Origin of the sequence: Pararobbsia alpina (assembly GCF_965118125.1) — a bacterium.
In the GTDB taxonomy this organism is placed as follows: domain Bacteria; phylum Pseudomonadota; class Gammaproteobacteria; order Burkholderiales; family Burkholderiaceae; genus Pararobbsia; species Pararobbsia alpina_A.
The window spans coordinates 2285983-2307663 of record NZ_OZ221287.1; the positions used below are offsets into that span (position 1 = coordinate 2285983).

Consider the following 21681-nt stretch of genomic DNA (forward strand, 5'->3'; position numbering starts at 1 on the left):
CGCTGAGTCATCGAATGACTCAGCGCTTTTGTTTTCAGGGTTCAGTTCATCGGCCCGTCATTTCATGCCTTGATTTAAGGCATGAAATGATCCCGAAAGGTGCTTGAACGAACCCTTACGGCGCGCACAATATGCAGTATGCAGCGTCCGTCAGTCTTCCATGTGCCCGAACTTGCCCGCGTTGAAGTCCAGGATCGCCTGACGAATCTCCTGTTCGGTGTTCATGACGAACGGGCCGTACTGCACGACCGGTTCGTTGATCGGTTCGCCGTTGAGCATCAGCAGATGCGAGTCTTCCGACGCTTCGACGACGATCTGTTCGCCTGCGTTCTCGAACAGCACGAAGTCGTGGGTTTTCGCGACGGTATGCCCATTGATAGTCACGTGACCGTTGAGCACCATCAGCCCTGCGTTCTCATGCGCCGGGAACGCAAACTCCGCCCGTCCATTTGCCTTGAGCTGGATATCGAGCATGCTGAGCTTTGTGAACGTGCGAGCGGCGCCTTTGACGCCGGCATATTCACCTGCGATCACACGCACATAGCCGCTGTCGCCGGCCAGCGCCACGCGGGGAATGTCGGCGTCCACGATGCCCTGATAACCCGGCGCAGCCATCTTGTGGGCTTTCGGCAGATTGACCCAGATCTGCGCCATATGCATCGGACCGCCTCGACGTGCGTACTCGGCCTCGTGATATTCCTTGTGCAGGATCCCCGACGCTGCCGTCATCCATTGCACGTCGCCCGGACCAATGACGCCCGAGTTACCCGTGCTGTCGTGGTGTGCGACGCTGCCTTCCCAGGCCAGCGTGACCGTTTCGAAGCCGCGATGCGGATGCGAGCCGACGCCGCGATCGGGTTGATCGGTCGGCGCATGCGAATAGGGCGCGTGGTAGTCGAACAGGAAGAACGGGCTGATCCGGTGGCCGAAATTGTTGCCCGAGGGGAAATAGTTCGAGACACGGAAGCCATCGCCGACCCAGTGGAATCCCGGGCCGCGGAACACGCCCGCAATCTGGCGTTCGGCGCGTGTATCGATGGGGGTAGCTGTCGTCATGGTCATCGCCTCGTTTTTCCTGCCAATAGTGCAGGAGTCTAGGCGATAAGGTAAGGGCGGTCACGCCCCGGAACAAGACGCACCGCCCGGGACGGATTGTTGCAGTGGCAGGACAATGCCTAATCAGGTGATGTCGACCACGACAGGTGCGTGGTCCGAGGGCTGCTCCCATTTGCGCGGCACTTTGTCGATCTCGCAATGCGTGCAGCGTTCGGCGAGCGGTGTGGACAGCAGCCAGTGATCGATGCGCAGCCCGGCGTTGCGGCGGAACGCCATCATCCGGTAGTCCCACCACGAAAACAGCTTCTCAGGCTGTTCAAACTTGCGGAACGCATCGACGAACCCGAGCGCGACCAGGCGCTGGAATTGTTCGCGTTCTTCGGGGGACACGAGGTTTTGACCCACCCACGCGGCCGGATCATGAACATCGCGGTCTTCGGGGGCGATATTGAAATCGCCGCCGAGCGCGAGATTCGGGTGGGCTTGAAGTTCGGAGGCCAGCCATGCATGCAGGGCTTCGAGCCAATTGAGCTTGTAGGCGAACTTCTCGCTGTCAGGGGCCTGGCCGTTCGGAAAATACGCGCTGACGACACGCACGCCTTCGACGGTCGCCGAAATCACACGCTTCTGTTCGTCTTCGAGACCCGGGATATTGCGAACGACGTCGTTCTCATCAAACGACAAGCCATCGCGAATCAGCAATGCCACGCCGTTGTAGGTCTTTTGCCCGGTGAACAATGAGTGATACCCCGCGCCGCGAATGGCTTCGACCGGAAACTTGTCATCGGTCAGCTTAAGCTCCTGAAGCGCGAGCACGTCGACCGGCTGCAACTTGAGCCATTCGAGGACATGCGCAAGACGGACCTTCAGGGAGTTGACGTTCCAGGTCGCTAATTTCATGTGATCGCAGGGGTAGGCTGGCAGTGTGTGCCTTCGCCGAGTTGTTCGGATGCTTCGTATCGACGCGCCGGGCGCCCCTATCGCTATGGGGCTGAGCGGGACGGCGCGTCGAAATCATACCCCGTCGGACGAGAATCGCAACGCAGGGATTCGACGTGGCTTGCCCCCACAAGCGAGGGCCGTTCAGCCAGATCCCGCCACTACATCCTTCATGTCTGTGCCGACGACACAAACCTTTGCAACGGCTTCTGCGCTTGGATTGATTGGTATGCGGGCAGCACAGTATCTCCTAGCGAAGCGTGGCAAACACGAACACGACGATTACAACGCTAGACACGAGTGCGGAAGCAATCCACTTGTAGATGGAGGTGTGCGCTTTCTCAACGTCGAGCTGAACATCTCGGATGTTCACTCTTTCGTTGATCCCTGCTATCGCGGCGTGCACTTGATCCATCTGTTCATTGAGCGACTTTATGTCTGCCTCAGCTTTATTGACACGATCGTCGAGACGACCTGCGCGCGTATCCAAGTCTGTTTTTTCCACGTCTATCACTCCGCAGGCTGTAACGAGTCTACCGACTTTGCGACGGTCGAAGAGTGACGTACCTCTGAGGATGCGCTCTTTGCTCCGGCGTCGTCAAAAATGAGGCTGGAGACTTTGGTGCCGAGGATGGAGCCGACGATGGTAACCGTGACCGCAATGGCAGTTGCCCAAGTATGACCTTTCACGGTCAGTGCATGTTCGGCGGCCTTCATGGCTCGGTCCGTGGTGAGCTCTAAACGTTTGTCGCGTTCCGCAATGACCTCCTTCAAGCTTTCAAGACCGTTGGTTGTCTGCTGCACGCGTGCGTCCAACTTGGTCTGGGCATCTCGCGATTCAGCCGCGAACTGTTGTAAGCACGCGCCTATATTCGCTACCGTTTCTCGCGAATGTGCCTCGACTCGTTCTATGCGTGCGTCCATCTTCGCTATCGTTTCTCGCGAGTTCGCTTCGATTCGGTCAACGCGCGCATCCATCCGTGTCTCGATGGTCTCGATCTTTGCTTCAAATTCCTCTCGGGCAATGCAGGTCATAGCTGTGTTTCTACCTCGTCAATCGAATGAGTTAGGTTCGCCGCACAGGCACAGAGTCGTATCGTGCGTTGCGATTCCTGATGTCCGCGCGTCGCTTCCGGATGCTCTAAATGCGCATCCGAACAACTTGCATCGGATGCCAAACATTCTCCAGAAGCCTTTGTAGTAAAGCTATTCGACGATCTCGGAAAATCGCAGTAGAAGCTTCTGAGGTATCTTTCAGACTCCACGATTCGATTGGTGCCAATCATGCCCATCAAAGTCGGAACGGCGAGCTGGACGGACCCTACGCTCATCAAGTCCAAGCGCTTTTATCCACCCGGTTGTTCGTCGGCGGAAGGGCGGCTGCGCTTTTATTCGTCCGTGTTCCCGATGGTCGAAGTCGACAGCAGCTACTACGCCATGCCCAATGGCGCGAACTCGGCGCTTTGGGTCGAGCGCACGCCACCGGACTTCACGTTCAATATCAAGGCGTTTCGGCTGCTGACGGGCCACCAGACGGGGCGCGAGATGTTCCCCAAGGACATGCAGCCGTCGTTGCCCGAGAACGGCAAGAAGAACCTCTACTACAAGGACTTGCCGCCCGAGATTCGCCACGAAATCTGGCGCCGATATATTGAAGCGATCAATCCGCTGCGCACCGGTGGCAAGCTTGGCGCCGTGCATTTCCAGTTCGCGCCGTGGATCGTCAATAACCCCGAAGGTCGTCAGCACGTCGAGCATTGCGCCGAACGGATGGACGGCTTCACCGTGGCGGCCGAATTCCGCCATCGCTCCTGGTTTGCCGACGACAAGCGCACCGAAGCCACACTGGATTTCAAACGCGCGCTAGGTCTCGTCAATGTGACGGTCGACGAACCACAGGGCGCGACGAACAGCATTCCGTCGGTCTGGGAACCGACCAACGACGACCTCGCGATCGTCCGGCTGCATGGCCGTAACCACGAAACCTGGAATATCCAGGGCGCGACCGCAGCATCGTCGCGATTCAACTACGATTACAACGACGACGAACTTGGCGAACTCGCGACGCAGATCTACGAGATATCGCGTCTCGTCTCGATGACGCACGTTGTGTTCAACAACAACTACGAGGACCAGGGGCAGCGCAACGCGATGTCGCTGATGGGTATCCTCGAAGCAATGTCCGGGTAACGGCGTTAGAATCGCGCCGGACCGAAAATCGAGGTGGGCGTTTGACCGAGCAGGAACAGGGATTTCTTTTGACCCGTCATTGGCGGGATACCGACTCAGGCACAGAAGTCGAATTCTGGCTTGCGACGGATGCTGGGCCGCGGCAAGTGCGGTTGCGCCCGCCGATGTCGGTCGCCTTTATCCCTGTCGAGCAACGTGACTACGTCGAACGCGTGATTCAGGATTCGCGTGACCTGGCGATGGAAGGGCGACGTGCTCCGCGCATCGAACTGCGCGACCTTGAACTCCGCGACTTCCATCAGCGGCCCGTCTTCGGTCTCTATTGCGATCAATATCGCGTCCTGACCAAGCTCGACAAGCGTCTGCGTGAAAGCGGGGTCGACGTCTACGAGGCGGATATTTTCCCGCACGATCGCTATCTGATGGAGCGCTTCATTACCGCACCGGTCTCGTTCAGCGGCGAGCCCGATGCTCGAGGTGCTCTCGTGAATGCCGAGATGCGTCCGGCTCCCGCCTATCGGCCCCGGCTCAGGATCGTGTCCCTCGACATCGAGACAAGCGCACAGGGCGATCTCTATTCGATCGCCCTAGAGGGATGCGGGCAGCGTCAGGTTTATATGCTCGGACCGGCCAACGGAGCCAACGGAGCCAACGGAGCCGACGGAGCCAACGGAGCCAACGCGGCCAACGGCACCGACTCGGCGAATGCGGCGAACGAGAAAACCCCGGCGCTTGATTTCGATCTCGAGTATTGCGAGTCGCGCGCGCAGATGCTCGAGCGGCTTGTCGCGTGGTTTGACCGACACGATCCCGATGCGGTGATCGGCTGGAATCTCGTGCAGTTCGACTTGCGAATCCTGCACGAACACTCACAGCGTTTGCGCGTACCGCTGCGCCTTGGCCGCGGACGCAGCGTGCTCGAGTGGCGCGAACACGGTATGCGTGAAGGGCACTTCTTCGCATCGGCTGCGGGCCGACTGATCATCGACGGCATCGAAGCGTTGCGCTCGGCGACATGGAGCTTTCCGTCGTTCAGCCTCGAATCAGTCTCTCAGACGCTGCTCGGCGAAGGCAAGGCGATCGACACGCCGTATCAACGCATGGACGAGATTCAGCGTCGCTTCGACGAGGACAAGCCGGCGCTCGCGCAGTACAACCTCAAGGACTGTGAACTCGTCACACGGATCTTCGAGAAGACCGAACTTCTGCCGTTCCTGCTCGAACGCGCAACGGTCACGGGCCTGCAAGCCGATCGAAGCGGTGGATCGGTCGCAGCCTTTACGCATCTATATCTGCCGTTGATGCACAGGCAGGGTTATGTCGCGCCCAATGTGGGCGACATTCAGGGCGCGGCGATTCCCGGCGGCTTTGTGATGGACTCACGCCCCGGCTTGTACGACTCGGTGCTGGTGCTCGACTACAAGAGCCTCTATCCGTCGATCATTCGCACGTTCCTCATCGATCCTGTGGGTCTTGTCGAAGGCCTGCACGCACCGGAGTCCGAAGCTGAAGCCGACACCCACGCCGGAGCCAGCTCCGAAACCAGCGGCGGAGCCAAAGCCGGGCCCAAGGCTGGAGCTAGAGTCTCAACAACGGTGCCGGGCTTTATCGGTGCGCGCTTCTCACGCGAGAAACACGCTTTACCGTCCATCGTGACGCAGATTTCCCAGGGGCGAGAAGCGGCCAAGCGCGACAAGAACAAGCCGCTCTCGCAGGCACTCAAGATCATCATGAACGCGTTCGCCGGTGTGCTCGGTGCGAACGGGTGCCGGTTCTTCGATCCCCGTCTGACGTCGTCGATCACGATGCGCGGCCATGAAATCATGCACAAGACGCGCGCGCTTATCGAAGCCCGCGGTTACGAAGTGATTTACGGCGATACCGACTCGACATTCGTCTGGCTCAAGCGGGCGCGCAGCGAAGAAGACGCGGGCGAGATCGGTCGCAAGCTCGTCGCCTATGTCAACGCCTGGTGGCGGGAGCATCTCGCTGAGGAGTACGGGCTCGACAGCGTGCTCGAGCTTCAGTTCGAAACGCACTACGCCCGCTTCTTTATGCCGACCGTGCGTGGCACGGAAGAGGGTAGCAAGAAGCGGTATGCGGGGCTGACGTTGCGCCAGAATGGCATCGAAGAGGTCGTGTATCGCGGACTCGAGACGGTACGCACCGACTGGACGCCGCTAGCGCAGCAGTTCCAGCAAGAGCTGTATCGTCGGATTTTCAAGCGTGAACCGCATGAGGACTTTCTGCGCGACTACGTGCGGCGCACGCTGAGCGGGGAGTTCGATGAGCTGCTCGTGTATCGCAAGCGTCTGAGGCGTCCGCTCAAGGAATACGAACGCAACGTGCCGCCGCATGTTCGGGCGGCTCGCCTGGCCGATGACTTCAATCGAACGCAGGGACGCCCGCTGCAATACCAGAACGGCGGCTGGATCAGCTATGTGATGACGACCGGTGGTCCCGAGCCGCTCGAGACGTGGCGCTCTCCGATTGACTACGACTTCTACGTGACGCGCCAGCTCAAGCCTTTAGCGGACGCCATTCTGCCGTTTCTTCGTCAGAACTTCGACACGCTGGTATCGGGACAGGCCGCGTTGTTCTAACGCTCAGACGCGCCCGATATACCGGCACACCAGCATGTGGCGTTTCCACCCAAAGCCCGGTGCACGTCGCACTTCGAAGCCCGCGGCGCGCAGCGCGCGCTTGACCTCGCCCGCGCTCGTGTAAGTTGCCAGCGTCGCACCTGGATGCGCGACGCGCGCGAGCGAAGCGACCAGCGAGGGTGACCAGAGTTCGGGGTTCTTCGCCGGCGCAAAGCCGTCGAGGTAGAACGCATCGGCATGCAGGTCAAGCTCGGGCAGCGCTTCGACCGCATCGTCGAACATCAGCGTGAGGCGGACCGCGCCGCGCTCAAAGTCGATCGCGTGTGCGCCAGGGCGCAATGCGGGCCACGCGTTCGCCAGCTCATGCGCGAGAACGCCCATAGGAGCGTCGCTGATGACAGCGTCATGCGCACGCCGCAGATCGTCGACGGTCATCGGAAACCTTTCAAGCGACACGAAGTGCAGATGCGCACACCGCGCCGGATCCGCGCGCCACGCCGCCCAGGTCGTCAGGAAGTTGATGCCCATGCCGAAACCCGTTTCGAGCACGGTGAATCTCGATCGGTTCTGCCAGCGCTGCGGCAAGCCATTGCCGTCGACAAACACATGGCGTGCCTGCGCGAGCCCGCCCGCAGCGCTGTGGTAGATGTCGTCGTGAAGCAACGAATACGGCGTGCCGTCTTCACGAAAGGCAATCGAAGCGGGAGTCAGGGATTCAGTCATGCGCGTAGAGGCGGCGGTTGCCGAATCATAGCTGCGCTAGACTGTCGAGAACAGCCACGGAGGTTCGCATGATCCGCAAGACGCTCAATGCTTCACGTCTGCAAGAGGAAGTCAGCCGCCGCTTGCAGAAGTTGCCGGAAGTGAACGACGAGGGCGTGCGAATCGCGGTGCCAAGGCCGAAGCTTCAGGAGCCCGACAAGAAAGGGTGTAACTGGACAATGAAACACTTCGGCAACGCAGCGGGCCTTGAACGTTCGATCGCCATGGTGCTCGAAGCAGTGCAAGCCGAATACAACCTCGCCGATGAGGCGACCGGCAAAGAAAAGGACGATCCCTTCGCCTTGTTCGATCGCAAGCCCGAGTAGGGTTTGCAACCGATCCGAATGGCGATCTGAACAGCATTCAGGTCCGATTGGCGGAAATGCAGCATATGGCGGACGGTAGAAACATAGTCGAAGTTTTTATGCGGCATTGATAACGCGCGCGATACAGTGCATCACGCACTCCGCCAATTTCGTGTAGATTACTGACCCATGAACACGCGCTCGTCCTTTTCGCATTCCATCGCTTTTCGTCACGCGACGACGGCCTTCGCCGCCGCAGCGCTGACGCGCGTCGTTCTGAAAGCAAAAAAACAGCCGCTCATCTGACCGGAGCGCTGTTCCGTCAGATGTGACGGAACCATCGCTGCGGCTCATCTCTTTCCCTTCCGCGTTGTCCGTGACTCTGACTGGCCTGATCGGTTCAGCTTAATGGGTCTATGGAGCATTGAATATGTCCTCGTTTTCTGGCATCTGGATTCCTTTGGTCACGCCTTTTTCTAGCGGCGTGGTGGATCAACCGGCATTGCGCGCGCTCGTCGCGTCTTACGTGGATAGCGGCATCTCGGGTTTTGTGGCGTTGGGCACGACGGGGGAACCCGCTTCGCTGACCGATGCGGAACAACGCGAGGTGCTCGCTACGATTCTCGACGCCGCGCAGGGATTACCGGTCGTCGCGGGCCTCGCAGGCAATAACACGGCGGAACTCCATGCGCGAGTCGCCGAACTCAACGCATTGCCGCTCGCCGGCCTGCTTGTGCCGGCGCCGTACTACGTGAGGCCCTCGCAACAGGGCTTGCAGACGCACTTCACGACACTGGCTGATCTCAGCGAGCATCCGCTGATCGTGTACGACATTCCGTATCGGACGGGCGTACGTATCGAGCTTCAGACCTTGCTGGCGCTCGCCGCACATCCGAATATCGTTGCCATCAAGGACTGCGCGGCATCGATCGACACCACGCTTGCGTTGATTCGCGATGGCCGGCTGTCCGTGCTGGCGGGTGACGATATCCAGTTCTTCAATACGGTCTGTCTCGGTGGGCATGGAGCGATCGCTGCGACTGCGCATCTGCGAACGCATGAGTTTGTCGCTGTGTGGAATGCCGTCCGTGACGGGCGGCTGGACGACGCACGCGACGCGTTCCATCGCATCGTGCCGATGATTCAGACGCTCGTCGGCGAGCCCAATCCGGCGCCGGTGAAGGCCGCGTTGTCGATCCAGAGACGAATCGACCCCTCGCTTCGCGCGCCCATGACGCAGGCCTCGGAGGCGATGTTCGAGCGCTTGCGTGTGTTGTTTGATGCGCCCGGCGTGGACGGCAGCACTGCGGACGCCCGGACCGCCGCCAATCACGCCTCGGGCGACAACGCTGCCGCCGCCTCCCACAACCGCGCTCCAGGTACGACTATCGGCGAACGCGTTCCCGTCAGCCCTTGACGGCACCCGTCGTGAGCCCCGATACGATGCGTTTCTGAAAAACGAGCACGAGCGCAACGACTGGCACGGTCACGAGCACGGAGGCAGCCATGATATTGGCCCAGGGCAATTCATGCGCGCTGCCTCCGGTGATCATCGAGATGGCGACGGGCACCGTGCGCTGCTCGTTGGTCAGCGTAAAGGTCAGCGCGAACAGGAACTCGTTCCATGCAGCGATAAACGCGAGCAGGCCCGTCGTGACGAGGGCCGGCATCATCAGCGGCACGAAAACTCGGACCAGCACGGACCACGGGCTCGCGCCATCCATGACAGCGGCTTCTTCAAGTTCCTGAGGCAGACCTTGTACATACGTGGTCAGCACCCAGACCGTAAAGGGCAGGGTGAAGATCAGATACGAGAACACGAGTGAAGCGAGGTTGTTATAGAGCCCGAGCGCCCGAATCAGTTCGAACATCCCCGACAGCACCGCGACTTGCGGAAACATCGACACAGCGAGGATCGACATTAGAATCGTCTGTCTGCCGCGGAATCTGACACGGCCCAGCGCATAGGCTGCGGTGATGCCCAACAACGTTGAGAGTGCGACGGTCGCCACCGACACCAGCAACGAGTTCAGCAGATTCGCGGCAAAGGGTTGCCCGCGGAAAATGCTGACGTAGTTGCGCCATTCGAAGAAGGCAGGGTAGTAATCGATTCGGAACAACTGTGAGGCGGGCTTCAGCGATGAAATGACCGCGTAGTAGAACGGGAACACCGCATAGAACACGATCACGGCCACGAGCAGATAAAACGCCGTGGTGCGGATGGGCTTCGGGACGGCGATACGCATGGTCCTTTCCTCGTAGCCTATAGCGGCATCAATTTTGTCTTTCGGACCGCGATCGCCCGAACACGATCATCACGATGACCGAAAACGCGATGATCAGAAAGAGCAGGGTCGATGCAGCCGATCCGTAGCCGATCTCCTGGAAATCGACGAGTTGCTGACGCGCGTAGACCGACATCGACATCGTGTCGGTGCTATTCGAAGTCAGCACGTAGATCAGGTCGAATACGCGCAGTGCGTCGAGTGCACGAAAGATCACTGCGACAATGACGGCAGGGCGGATCAACGGCAGCGTGATGCGAAAAAACACCTGAACCGGATTCGCGCCATCGATCCTGGCCGCCTCGAAACAGTCGGAGGGCAGGAGTTGCAGGCCCGCGAGGATGAGCAGGGCCATGAAAGGCGTCGTCTTCCAGACATCGACCACAACGACCGCGATCAGTGCGAGATGCGGGTCCGCCGTCCACGCGATCGGATGCGACAGCAGGCCGATGCCCATCAACGCGTGATTGAGGATGCCGAACTGATCATTGAGCATCCACCCCCACATCTTCGCCGACACGATGGTTGGGATGGCCCAAGGGATCAAAACGGCCGCCCGCACGAAACCACGACCGCGAAACGGCGTGTTGAGCACGAGTGCGATGATCATGCCGAATACTGTCTCAAGGGCGACGGAAGCGACGGCGAACTCGAGCGTGTTGCGTACCGCACGCCACCAGTCGGGGTCGGCAAGCAGTCCGCTCCAGCGCCCGTCGTCGTCATGGCTCAGGTAGTTCGACAGACCAATCCATTGCGCATGTCGCAAGTCAGCGAGATTGGCATTCGTGAACCCGAACCAGATCGTGCGTGCGAGCGGCCAGCCGGCGATCAGCGCAAGCACGATCAGCATCGGCGCGAGGAAGGTCCACGCCGCGCGAACGCGCTCGCGCTCGAGTGACGACAAGCGGCGATGTAACCCCAGACGCCTCCGGGAAGGCGCCGGTACGATCGGGCTACCCGATGGGGTCGAGGTGCCCGCTGACTTCGTCGTTACCATTTTCCGCCGTGGCTCAGGCCGTGGAGTTTGTCGTCGAGGTCCTTGAGGCTGGCGGCCGGATCGACGCTGCCCGACAACGCAGCATACGCCGCGCCTGAAAACTCGGTGCTGACCTGGTTGTAGCGGGTCTTCGTGATCGACGACGGCCGCGCGACTGCATTGACGAGGTTATCGTGCAGCGAATCGGCGAACGGTCCGATCGCATCGCGCACGTCCTTGTCCTTGTAGAGCGCTTCGATCGTCGACGCATAGCCGCCTTCGATGGCCCGGCGCTTTTGCTCCTGCTCGCTGGTCAGATACATGACGAGGCTCGCGGCGGCGTCGGGGTTCTTCGAATACTTCGAGACGGCGAGTTGCCAGCCGCCAAGTACTGCAGCGTGTCTGCCGTTGGCGCCGCCTGCTGGCAGCGTCGTGATCCCGACCTTGCCCTTGATCGGGCTGTCGGCGCTGTTCGCGAGTGACCAGGCGTACGGCCAGTTCCGCATGAAGACAGCGTCGCCGGACTGGAACACGCCGCGTGCCTCTTCTTCCTGGTAATTCAGCACACCCTCGGGGCTGATCGTGCCGATCCAGCCATGCGCCATCTTGAGCGCATTGACGGCAGCCGGATTGTCGATCGTGACCTTGCCCGAACCGTCGACGATAGAGCCGCCGTTATAGCTTTGCACCCATTCAAGCGCATCGCAGGTCAGCCCTTCGTAGTTCTTGCCCTGCCACACGAAGCCCCACATCTTGCTGTTGCCTGCGGCCCGTTCCGCGTCTTGAATCTTCTTCGCATCCGCAGTCAGTTCTTCCCAGGTCTTCGGGACATCGACGTGATACTTGTCGAGCAGGTCCTTGCGGTAGTACATGACGCCGGCGTCGGCGAACCAGGGCATGGCCACCAGCTTGCCACCGACCGTATCGTTCTTCACGTAGACCGGGAAGTCGCCCGCGGTGCTGTTGCCGGCATATTTCGTGAGGTCGACAAGGTCCTGCGCGAGAATGCCGGGCCAGACCACATCGATCTGCAGCACGTCGATATCGGACGATCCGGCGCTGAGCAATTGCTGATACAGCGCAAGCTGCCCGGTCGCGGGCATTGACACGACCTTGACCTCATTGCCGGTTTTCTTGGCCCATGCCTGCGCGCCCTGCGTACATTGCTCGAGATCATGGCCGGTCGCACTGCACGAAATTGTCACCGTCGTCGCCGACGCTTCACCGATACACAGCACCGAACCGACAAGCAGGCTCGCGCCGAGCGCGGCCATCTTCTGCATGTTCATGTTGCCTCCAGTCTCGTGGGCGCAACTGTCTGTTGGCCCTGGTTGGTATGGTTGTCGCGCTATATCCGTGCAAAGAAGACGCCATACGGTGGCAATGAAACCGCGGCATCGCTGACCTGAGCGTCGAAGCCGTGGCCGCTCAAGGGCGCGAACGCCCCTGACGACGCGATGCCGCCCAGAGCGAACTCCGAAGACCTGTCTGACAGGTTGAATAGCGCGAGCACGCGCTCGTTGTTGAATTCCCGCACAAACGCGAGATGTTCGTCGGGGGCATCGACAAACCGGATCGAGCCCTTGATCAGCGGCGCGTAGTCCTGCCGCCAGGCCAGGAAGCGCCGATAAGCATTGAGCACCGAAGCGGGGTCGGCGTCCTGGACATCGACCGCTTGACGTGCATGTTCAGGCGGGACCGGAAGCCACGGCGTGGCCTTTGAAAATCCGGCGTGAAGGGCATCCGCCGTCCACGGCATCGGCGTACGACATCCGTCGCGCCCCTTGAATTCGGGCCAGAAGGTGATGCCGTAGGGATCCTGAAGCGCTTCGAACGGAATCGAGGCTTCGGTCAGCGCGAGTTCTTCGCCCTGATAAATGCACACACTGCCACGCAAGCTCAGCAGCAGCGCCATCAGCACCTTGGCGAGCGCAGCCGGGGCTTGCCCGCGGCCCCATCGCGTCATCACGCGTTCGACATCGTGATTGCCAATCGACCAGCATGGCCAGCCGCCGCCGATGCGCGATTCGAGCGTTTCAACAATGCCGCGAATATACGCAGCGCTGAAGTCGTGTGTCAGCAGGCTGAACGTATAGGCTTTGTGCAGCCGATCGGTGCCGCTCGTGTACTCAGCCATTGTGCCGAACGGATCGTCGTCAGCGACTTCGCCGATGGTCGTCGTGGCGGGGTATCGGTCGAGCAGCGCGCGCAGCTGATTGAGGAAGGCCAGATTTTCGGGCTGGCTCTTGTCGTAGACGTGGCGCTGGAAACCGTATGGGTTCGACAGCGGAATCGCATCGAGTCCGACTTTGCGGACTTCCTTGGGCGGATTGTCGCGCAGCAGACGATCGTGAAAGTAGAAGTTGACCGTGTCGAGGCGCAAGCCGTCAACGCCTCGATCGAGCCAGAACTTGACCTCGTCGAGCATCTGCGTTCGTACCTCGGCGTGGTGGAAATTCAGATCGGGCTGGCTGGTCAGGAAGTTGTGCAGGTAGTACTGGCCGCGACGCGAGTCCCATTGCCACGCCGAGCCGCCGAAGATCGACAGCCAGTTGTTCGGTGGCGTGCCATCCGCCTTTGCATCGGCCCACACATACCAGTCTGCTTTCGGGTTCTCGCGGCTCGAACGGCTTTCCCGGAACCACGGATGCTCGTCCGATGTATGGCTCAACACCTTGTCGATCAGGACTTTGAGCCCGAGCGTGTGCGCGCGCTCGATCAGCGCATCGAAGTCGGCGAGCGTGCCGAAAATCGGGTCGACTTCACGATAGTCCGACACGTCGTAGCCGAAATCCTTCATCGGCGACTTGAAAAACGGTGAAAGCCAGATCGCGTCGACGCCGAGGCTTGCGACATAGTCGAGGCGCGATGTGATGCCCGGAAGATCACCGGTGCCGTCGGCATTGCCATCGGCGAAGCTGCGTGGATAGATCTGGTAGATCACGCCGCCGCGCCACCACTCGGTGGGTTTGAGGCTGGCGTGGCGAAGAGAGGCGAGACGGTCATTCATTGCGCATACCTTTGAATCGCTCCATGGCTGGTTGGAACCGGGTTCGGGGCGTGATGAAACCTGCGTGAAAGCGCTTCGGATGGCGTCCCTCAGGACAGGCCTTCCGGGCCATGATGACGAATCGTCCAAAGCGCTTTGGAAATCAATTTAGCAGTCCGCTTGCGCAACACAAGGATTTTCTGGAATCCTCAGGGTAAACGGGTAAGTGCGTCGCAGCATGGTGAATATGGACAGTATCAATGAACACGATCGTCGTACTCGAGTATCGCGGGTGCGCTGCAACCCGTGCCTGATCACGTCATTTGTCTTGGTGTAGTACCTGTTTCAAAGCGCTTTGAATTCGCGGGGGGAGGGGGTAGTATTCGCACATTCCGGCGCACCCGTTTCTGCTGGGCGGCATGCGATGCCGCGCGCGCTGGCTAACGCGACGACGCGATGACGCGATGAATCTCAAGGACCTGGCCCAGCGACTCGGTATGTCGCAGACAACGGTGAGCCGTGCATTGAACGGCTATCCCGAAGTCAGTGCGCAAACGCGCGAACGCGTGATTGCGGCGGCCGCTGAGGCCGGGTACCGTCCGAATCCCGTTGCGAGACGCCTTGCAACCGGGCGTGCCGATGCCATCGGCATCATCTATCCGCTGCGCGTCGCAGACCTTGGCGACCCGTACTTCCTCGAGGTCGTCGGTGGCATGACGGAGGCGCTCAACAGTGCCGACATGGACCTGATCATCGCCTCCGCTTCGCAGTTCGATGAAGTGCGCACGTATGAGCGCATGATCGAAGGGCGCCGTATCGACGGCATGGTCGTGGCCCGGACCAAGCTCGACGATCCGCGACTGCAATATCTCGCACGAAAGCGCATCCCGTTCGTCGCGTACGGACGCAGCAACCTGCCTGAGCCTTATGCATGGCTCGACCTCGATACTGCGGTTGGCGTGCGCCGTGCTGTCGAGCGGCTCGTGAGCCTCGGCCATCGCCGTATCGCATTGCTGTGCGGTCCGCAGGATTTGTACTTCGTGCAGCAGGGGCGCAAAGGCTTTCTGGCTGCGATGGCCGATGCCGGTCTGCAGGTCGATCCACGCTATGTGGTCGACGGCGTGTTGAATCAGGTCGGCGGCTATGAACGCATGGCGCGGCTGATGCTCTGCGATCCACGGCCGACCGCCGTCGTCGTCGACAATCAGATTTGCGGCGTGGGCGCGCTGCGCGCACTGGTCGACGCCGGCGTGACCGTCGGACGCGAGGTATCGATCATCATCAACGATGGCAGCCCGCCCGATCCGCTGATGGGTTACAACGTCACGGCGACCGAATCGGCGAAGCCGCACGATATCGGCGTGAGGATCATCGAACTGATGCTTGCGCTGCTCAATGGCGCACCGGTCGACGAGCTTCAGGTACTCTGGGAGCCGAAACTCAAGATCGGCAATACCGACGGGCCTTGCGTCGGCTGATAACCAGGACATTCTCCATGACCCGGATCCGGATCACTGCGGGCGGACATATCTTTCTCGCCGAAACTCATCCCGATGCGCCGCAGACCGTCGCGGCCTTTCTCAAGCTTTTGCCTTATCGCCAAAAGCTGATTCACGTGCGATGGAGCGGCGAAGGGTGCTGGGTGCCGCTCGGCGAATTCAAGCTCGAGAACGACGGCATACCGGTCGGGTTCGAGAACCATACGAGTCACCCGTCAGTTGGCGACATCCTGTTCTACCCGGGCGGCTACAGCGAGACTGAAATCATCCTGGCCTATGGCTCATGCTGTTTTGCAAGCAAGATGGGACAGCTCGCGGGCAATCATTTCCTGACGGTCGTCGAAGGGCGCGAGGCACTCAGGGCACTCGGCACGCGTGTGTTGTGGGAGGGCGCGCAGCCGATCGTGTTCGAACTCGCCGACTGACGCGATGCGGTCGTTCATTCGAACGCGTGCGGTGGTCGCTCGCTCTTGCGAATGGTGGCCGTATCGATCGACGCCAAAGCCTGTCTGCCGGTTGCGTTTGTCTGCGCTTGCGCGTGCGAGGGCCCGGTCGCCAGTTCGCTTGGATGCTGGTTCATCGACCTCCCCAGGCAGGACGCCCATTCGCTGGCTCGCGCCTTGATATCGAACAGGAAGATTTCGTCGCCGCATTCGACGGCAAGCCGGTCGTCCTCGCACGGCACCACACCCACATGAGGCAGACCTGCTTGCGCAGCCCATTCGGAGAACGACAAGACAAGACCCGACATCGCGGCCGGCACAAAAATACGGATCTGACGCGTGCTTGACTGCGCGATGCCATCGAAGACGCATCGTACGACGAAGCCGACGACGGCCGGGTCGTGAAGCGCGTCTTCGAGGCGGGTGCGTACGGCTTGTTCGAACGCGTCGAGCGCCTGCGAGCAGTGTCGTTCGAATCTGTCGAGCCACGGAGTGATGCTTCCCCATGCTTCTCGCATGCCTTCCCGATACCCGCGTGCGGCGGCATATTGCCGGACGGCGTCAGCCTCGCGCTCTGCACGTGCGACGATCGCGCGCGCTTCGCGTTGCGCTTGTGCAATCATTGATTTGTGCGTCCGGGCTTGCTGAAGCGCGGCTCGCTTGATCAGTACGCCGTCAATAACCGGTAACGGCGTACGTGTTCTGATGGATTTGAGCATGGGCGAGGGCCGTGTCGAACAAGGTCGGAAAGGTGGCAAGCGAGGTGTCCTCGTTCGCGGTCGGCGCAACTCGGTCGATGAGCGCCTGTGCGTCGGCGAACATGAGGGCGAGTCGTTGCCGCAGGGCAAGCGGTAGTGCGGTGCCTCCGTCGGAATGCGTCGCGGACTTCTGAAACAGGCATCGATACCCTTGTGCGAGCAGTACCGACAGGTCGGTTGCCACACGGGTCTGCAAAAGCGTACATGGGCGTGGCGCGATGACAGGGAGCAGCGCGAAGTCGCGCGCAGTCTGCCCGAGCTGACTGAAGCGTCCTGTCGTCACAAGCGTGTCGCGCAGGCATCTGCATCCTGCGAGCCACGCGGCGTGGCGCAGACGTCGCCAGTTTTTGATCCACACCGCCGGGTTGGAGCCCTCAGTCCGATCGTCGAGTGTGCATGCAAGGTTGTGCGTGTCGACAATGACCTGATTGATCCACGCGGCAGGGCGCACGTCACATCGGAGGCTGCACAGGTCAAGCCATTGGGCGGGGACAACGAGGGGCACGCAGGCCGGAGGCAACCAGTCCAGAGGATCGAAAAGGATGGATGTGAGCGCAGGTTGTGTTGGACGAACGCGTGTCATCACTGTGCCACCGTCGGTGGTGCGCCCGTGTCGAAGCGTGGGTCGCCGCCTGCAGCACGCGCCACGGTTGAACGTCGAGCCAGGCTTGCGAAAAGGCGACGGATACCGAGTGTCAGGAGCGCAAGCAGGCCGAGGCCGGCCAAAGATGTCGCGATCCAGAACGATTTGCCGACGTGGGCCGCGACGGCTCGGGACGGAGGTGCAAGCTGGGGAGGCGTGCTCGGAAAGAGCGTGATCGAGATGTCGTCGTAGTTGGCGTTACTGACTGCGTTGCGCATGAAGCGCTTCAGTTTCGTGATCAACTCCTGTTCGTCGATGCCAGGTTCGTGAACGATCAGCGCCGCGATATGAATCGGACGCGCCAACGACGCATTGGAATCGTCAATCGGGTAGCTCAAGTGGACCGATGCGCGATCGACGGAGTCGATCGTCACGAGGGTTTGCTCGAGTCGTTGTTCAATCAGCGAAAGAAGCCGGACACGTTCGGCTGTCGGAGAGGCCACCATCGTATCACCCGGAAAGGCCTGCGAGACTTCGACGTGCGGACGCGGCGGCAGATCGAGCGTATTCAAGGTATCGACGGCGCCGGTAAAGTCCTCGGCCGCGACCACGATCGCATAGCCGCCTTTTCCCTGGTTCACCTTGCGAGCCGCGATATTGCGGCGTTGCAGGGCCGAAATCGTGTCGTTGGCCTGACGCTGGTCGAGCTTCTCGAGCAGCGTCTGATCATTGCAGCCTGCGACGAACAAGCATGCACTCAACGCGATCACCCGCCAGGATGCAGTTCGTACGCGCGACTTCATGACTGTTGAAGCGTTTTGATATTGTCGACGCTGGTTTTTACCACCGAGTTGGCGTAGCTGAGCGTGACGGTATATGCCATCGTATCGCGCTGGAATTTGAGGGCTTCAACGATGTCGATGGGGGAGGAAGCGCTCTCGTTGTCAGCCTCGGTGACCGGCGAGGCTCGCAGTGCCGGTGCGGGCACCGTGAAGAGCCCCCGGAGCTCAGCGTTCTGGCCGGACAGCGCGTCGCTGGCACGCTGTGCCATCGATACGATCGTCCCATTCGAGGCGTCGGCGGACGATGCGCCATCCGACGCAGTATTCATTGAACTGATACCGTTCACTCGCGTTGCGAGGGCGGAATGCTCCAGGGGAAATGTCATGATGAGAAGGTTAGGTTTGGGGCGGGGCAAGACCGCGGCGCGGTCCTGCGAGATGGCGCTGACCTAGCGTGCGCGGGCAATTTCGTGAACCGCTTCGCTCTCTTTCTGGATCGTGTTCGTGCTGACAGAAGAGATCGTCGTGAACATCATCATGTCGACTTGCAGTTGCATTAACGGTCCGACGTCACCTGGGTGGTCACGGACGTTTTCGATGGACTTCTGAACGCGTTGCTCACCAGAAATCAATGCTTTGGACGTGACTTCCATCACACCGTCGAAAAAGCCCGAACCTTGTTGCGAAACAAACGAAACATTGGATGTCATGGGCAGAGCTCCATCTGAAAGAGAACTAAAACACTTCACCAGGCACTGCGGTTCCGCCGCAGTTGTGACAGAGGATCATGAAACAGGAGAAGTAAATTCGATCGCGTCGCCGCCGCTGGAGACATAGCCTCGGGTGCGAATCTTCATCGTTCGCAGTGGTACGCCGTCAGACGCCGGCTCGAAGATGAAACGCACACCCTGGGTGCCCCACTCGTGGGCAAACGCCTGTGCGAAGCTGCCGAGTGCCGCAAGGCGGGCATCGTCCATTGCGCTGTCGAGTTCGAACGTCGTCGTGCCGCCATGCCGGGTCTGCCGATATCGAATGTCGAGTGCGTCGAGACCTGCTCGCGCCTTCGCAACGATCGACGCAACGGCATAACGATCGATGCGCACTTCATCGATGTACGGAAAGCTGTTCAGTACTTCGTCTCGAAGCAGCTTGTCGGCGCTGGGAGAAAGGGTCGAGTCATCACCCGACAGGACCAGGCTCAGCTGTTTGGGTGAGTCGAATCTCACGACGTAGAACGAAACGCCCTTCCGTTCGAGGAGAGCTTCAATGCGGTCGACTTCGTTGCGCTCGATGCGCACGCTCGTGGTGACCGTACTCCCGATGCGCCGAAGGGCCTGGGTGGCCCATGTTGCGTCGCGTTCCGATTGAACCAGGACGTACGGTTGACCGTCTCGACCCACGTGCACGGTGGCTCGCGCAGGGGCACCCTGCATCGCGGTCTCGACTGACGCGAGTGTCGGTTGCGTGCCGGCGACGTTGGAAAATAAGCCCAAGGCTGCCATTGCTGCGACCAGGCTGAACACGGCGAGCCCCCATGCGGACCGATGCCCTGCGGGGCGACGCGTGTCCCGCCGAGGCGTGCGATGTCCGAAAGGGTGTCTTTCGTGCAGGGCCGCTACCTCTCCCGATGCAAACCGCGGCTGCCCCGGACTTTCGGTACGGGGCATGGAATCAGAGACCGTGCACGCGTCCGCGAAGGACCAACGACTCTCATTGCGCTTCCATGCAAAGCGCAATTCGCCGTACTCGAACAGCGCACCTTCCTCCAGACGGACCGACTGTTGCAATGACGCGCCACCGACGGTCTGCGAAGCCAGGGGCTCGAAATAAACCTCGACAATGGCATGCGGCGCAGGCTCGGTATGGTCGATGCGCTGCCCCGGTTCTGTTACGCCGGACGGGTCGTTCATTTCTCCGTCCCCGGAGCGTGCACGCGTCGGATGATTCTTCGGTTCTGCCTGTCCCAGGATGACCGCGAAGTTCGGCACGGCGCCCGATGTCTTTCCCGCCAGATTGACGGGGCCAGGAATGAGATAGGTGTTTTCCGTGCACGCGAGCGCTGAGTCTTCAATGCCCGAGGATCCGTCTCTCTCTGGGAAGCCGAATGGCATTTCGCCCGACGGCGTAGTACGCGTAGTAGCGAAGAAATGACGACCCGACGCGAGCGGTATTTCCAGTCCGCTCAGGGGGCCATACAGAATCTTGATGGCGTATTCGTGTGGCGGTGTTTCGATATCAGAATGCATGCGTAACGTGATACTGCCGGGTCATGGCGATCGAATGCGACAAGTTGCGAACAGCATCTCACCAGCAAGAAATATTTCACCTGAATCAACATCACAGTGTTTGATTGATCCACGGCTGCGCGAATCATCGATGATTCAGATTGGGCCTTGATCTGAAATAGGCGTGAGGCTGAAAAAGAATTCAGTGTGAATGAGACGTCACATCGAGTGACGGTTTCTAGAATCCGTTTCGTGACTGGGCAACGACAACGGAGGGCACTGTGGGAGCATCGTCTTCGCACGACAAGGATGGCTGGACAGCATGCGGTGCAGGGCCGCTTCAGGCAAAGGGCCGCACACTCTGGCTGCTTCGCGCACAGGATGGCCATACACCTCTTACGATCGAAACGGCGACGGGACGCCTGACGCTCGCCCCTGCACCGGCGACACATCTGGTGGGGTTGTCCCGAAATGCGCGAATCCATCTTCTCAACGACTCCGCCGAGATGTACGACATTGGTGTTTCGTCGCTCGTGAAACTCATCGCATTTATTGATTTCAGCATGAGCGGGTGCGCGCCGGCGACGCCACCTTCAATTCGAAGGTCGGCAACCGCATTTTTTATCGACGGCTTCAGTGCGCCGTCGTGTCCGTTGATTCAGCGCGAGTTTATCGGCCGACTTGTCGAAGGCGACCCGCAGGACGCGCCGTTGTTCAATTTCTTGCGTGCGACGGAGGCCTATTGGGTTGTCAGCTTTTTATTGCAGCAATTTGCTGAGAACAAGCGCGTCAGTGATTTGGGAGCCCAGTACGGATTGTCCAACGCGCACTTCAGGCGTTTGTGCAAACACGCACTCGGCGGTTCGCTTAAGGCCGAACTCAAGCGTTGGCGCGCCGCGTCAGCCGTGCTGCGGATTATCGAGAGTGAGCAGACGTTGACCGATATTGCGCTCGATGCAGGCTTCGCTTCGTCATCGCACCTGTCGAGAGAAATCAAGGGTTTGCTCGGCGTGCCCCCAAGCCAGATATGGGGATTTGGCGTGGGCAAGCGCTGGAGTCATACGCGGGATCTCACGGCGGCAGCCAGACGTGATCGCGCCCATCGCCAGGAACTGTCGCCCGGATACACGCATCATCTGTGCCCTGGGCTTACGCGATGAGCAGGATTGAATGCGAGGGCGGTAAAGTGCGCCGGAGTATGCGGCGGCGGCTTCTTGCCGGAATGGAATGCCGTGGTCGCTCGTCTCGTATGGCGTTGGCGATCGCATTGGGCATTTCGACGGTTG

The 21681-nt window shown here is 60.3% G+C and carries 21 protein-coding genes and 1 pseudogene; 7 read left to right on the top strand and 15 right to left on the bottom strand.

From position 1 onward, the window contains the following. Nucleotides 1–150: 150 nt before the first annotated feature. From ACMFWR_RS09960 to ACMFWR_RS09975, 4 genes are all read right to left on the bottom strand, one after another. Nucleotides 151–1056 (bottom strand): pirin family protein, encoded by a 906-nt coding sequence (locus ACMFWR_RS09960; protein ID WP_413191515.1) that lies wholly within the window; start codon nt 1054–1056, stop codon nt 151–153. A gap of 123 nt (nt 1057–1179) precedes the next feature. Beyond that, complete coding sequence (xth, locus tag ACMFWR_RS09965; RefSeq protein WP_413191516.1) at nt 1180–1956, bottom strand: exodeoxyribonuclease III; 777 nt, start codon at nt 1954–1956, stop codon at nt 1180–1182. A gap of 289 nt (nt 1957–2245) precedes the next feature. Further along, nucleotides 2246–2500 (bottom strand): hypothetical protein, encoded by a 255-nt coding sequence (locus tag ACMFWR_RS09970; RefSeq protein WP_413191517.1) that lies wholly within the window; start codon nt 2498–2500, stop codon nt 2246–2248. A gap of 5 nt (nt 2501–2505) precedes the next feature. Beyond that, on the bottom strand, nt 2506–3030 hold the full coding sequence (locus ACMFWR_RS09975; protein WP_413191518.1) for a hypothetical protein: 525 nt from the start codon (nt 3028–3030) through the stop codon (nt 2506–2508). Between the two features lie 249 nt (nt 3031–3279). Between ACMFWR_RS09975 and ACMFWR_RS09980 the strand changes: the two genes are divergently transcribed. Together ACMFWR_RS09980 and ACMFWR_RS09985 are read left to right on the top strand one after the other, a co-directional pair. After that, nucleotides 3280–4185, top strand: coding sequence for a DUF72 domain-containing protein (locus tag ACMFWR_RS09980; RefSeq protein ID WP_413191519.1), 906 nt, complete (start codon nt 3280–3282; stop codon nt 4183–4185). A 41-nt stretch (nt 4186–4226) separates the two neighbouring features. Further along, complete coding sequence (locus ACMFWR_RS09985) at nt 4227–6788, top strand: DNA polymerase II (RefSeq protein WP_413191520.1); 2562 nt, start codon at nt 4227–4229, stop codon at nt 6786–6788. Between the two features lie 9 nt (nt 6789–6797). Here the strand turns inward: ACMFWR_RS09985 and mnmD are convergent. Further along, nucleotides 6798–7511: pseudogene (gene mnmD, locus ACMFWR_RS09990) on the bottom strand (tRNA (5-methylaminomethyl-2-thiouridine)(34)-methyltransferase MnmD); the annotation flags it as partial. 68 nt (nt 7512–7579) lie between these two features. On the opposite strand from mnmD, the gene ACMFWR_RS09995 reads away from it, so the two are divergent. Next, nucleotides 7580–7876, top strand: coding sequence for a hypothetical protein (locus ACMFWR_RS09995; protein ID WP_413191521.1), 297 nt, complete (start codon nt 7580–7582; stop codon nt 7874–7876). Between the two features lie 409 nt (nt 7877–8285). Then, nucleotides 8286–9272 carry a 4-hydroxy-tetrahydrodipicolinate synthase gene (gene dapA / locus ACMFWR_RS10000; protein ID WP_413191522.1) on the top strand — a complete coding sequence of 329 codons (987 nt, stop codon included), beginning with the start codon at nt 8286–8288 and terminating at the stop codon, nt 9270–9272. Here dapA and ACMFWR_RS10005 read toward each other — a convergent pair. The 4 genes from ACMFWR_RS10005 to ACMFWR_RS10020 are packed head-to-tail and all read right to left on the bottom strand — an operon-like array spanning nt 9262 to nt 14126. Beyond that, the gene (locus ACMFWR_RS10005; protein WP_413191523.1) at nt 9262–10101 is read right to left on the bottom strand and encodes a carbohydrate ABC transporter permease; all 840 of its coding nucleotides are present in this window, start codon (nt 10099–10101) and stop codon (nt 9262–9264) included. The two genes, dapA and ACMFWR_RS10005, sit on opposite strands and share 11 nt — an antisense overlap. Nucleotides 10102–10129: 28 nt before the next feature. Next, nucleotides 10130–11137 carry a carbohydrate ABC transporter permease gene (locus tag ACMFWR_RS10010; protein ID WP_413191524.1) on the bottom strand — a complete coding sequence of 336 codons (1008 nt, stop codon included), beginning with the start codon at nt 11135–11137 and terminating at the stop codon, nt 10130–10132. After that, nucleotides 11131–12405, bottom strand: coding sequence for an ABC transporter substrate-binding protein (locus tag ACMFWR_RS10015; protein ID WP_413191525.1), 1275 nt, complete (start codon nt 12403–12405; stop codon nt 11131–11133). The genes ACMFWR_RS10010 and ACMFWR_RS10015 overlap by 7 nt, the downstream gene beginning before the upstream one ends. A gap of 59 nt (nt 12406–12464) precedes the next feature. After that, a complete protein-coding gene (locus ACMFWR_RS10020) occupies nt 12465–14126 on the bottom strand; it encodes an alpha-glucosidase family protein (RefSeq protein WP_413191526.1) in 1662 nt (553 codons plus the stop codon). Between the two features lie 443 nt (nt 14127–14569). Between ACMFWR_RS10020 and ACMFWR_RS10025 the strand changes: the two genes are divergently transcribed. Next, complete coding sequence (locus ACMFWR_RS10025) at nt 14570–15583, top strand: substrate-binding domain-containing protein (protein ID WP_413191527.1); 1014 nt, start codon at nt 14570–14572, stop codon at nt 15581–15583. Nucleotides 15584–15600: 17 nt separating this feature from the next. Beyond that, nucleotides 15601–16029 carry a DUF3830 family protein gene (locus ACMFWR_RS10030; protein WP_413191528.1) on the top strand — a complete coding sequence of 143 codons (429 nt, stop codon included), beginning with the start codon at nt 15601–15603 and terminating at the stop codon, nt 16027–16029. 14 nt (nt 16030–16043) lie between these two features. Here the strand turns inward: ACMFWR_RS10030 and ACMFWR_RS10035 are convergent, their stop codons facing one another. From ACMFWR_RS10035 to ACMFWR_RS10060, 6 genes are all read right to left on the bottom strand, one after another. Beyond that, nucleotides 16044–16670: a hypothetical protein gene (locus ACMFWR_RS10035; protein WP_413191529.1), complete on the bottom strand. Its 627-nt coding sequence runs from the start codon at nt 16668–16670 to the stop codon at nt 16044–16046. Between the two features lie 52 nt (nt 16671–16722). Beyond that, nucleotides 16723–17388 (bottom strand): hypothetical protein, encoded by a 666-nt coding sequence (locus ACMFWR_RS10040; RefSeq protein WP_413191530.1) that lies wholly within the window; start codon nt 17386–17388, stop codon nt 16723–16725. Further along, the gene (gene sctJ, locus ACMFWR_RS10045; protein ID WP_413191531.1) at nt 17388–18191 is read right to left on the bottom strand and encodes a type III secretion system inner membrane ring lipoprotein SctJ; all 804 of its coding nucleotides are present in this window, start codon (nt 18189–18191) and stop codon (nt 17388–17390) included. The genes ACMFWR_RS10040 and sctJ overlap by 1 nt, the downstream gene beginning before the upstream one ends. After that, a complete protein-coding gene (locus ACMFWR_RS10050) occupies nt 18188–18439 on the bottom strand; it encodes a hypothetical protein (RefSeq protein WP_413191532.1) in 252 nt (83 codons plus the stop codon). Before ACMFWR_RS10050 ends, sctJ begins: the two co-directional genes overlap by 4 nt. 180 nt (nt 18440–18619) lie before the next feature. Further along, the gene (locus ACMFWR_RS10055; RefSeq protein ID WP_413191533.1) at nt 18620–18880 is read right to left on the bottom strand and encodes a hypothetical protein; all 261 of its coding nucleotides are present in this window, start codon (nt 18878–18880) and stop codon (nt 18620–18622) included. A gap of 75 nt (nt 18881–18955) precedes the next feature. After that, nucleotides 18956–20416, bottom strand: coding sequence for a PrgH/EprH family type III secretion apparatus protein (locus ACMFWR_RS10060; RefSeq protein ID WP_413191534.1), 1461 nt, complete (start codon nt 20414–20416; stop codon nt 18956–18958). A gap of 260 nt (nt 20417–20676) precedes the next feature. Between ACMFWR_RS10060 and ACMFWR_RS10065 the strand changes: the two genes are divergently transcribed. Then, nucleotides 20677–21555, top strand: coding sequence for a helix-turn-helix domain-containing protein (locus tag ACMFWR_RS10065; protein ID WP_413191535.1), 879 nt, complete (start codon nt 20677–20679; stop codon nt 21553–21555). Nucleotides 21556–21681: the final 126 nt, after the last annotated feature.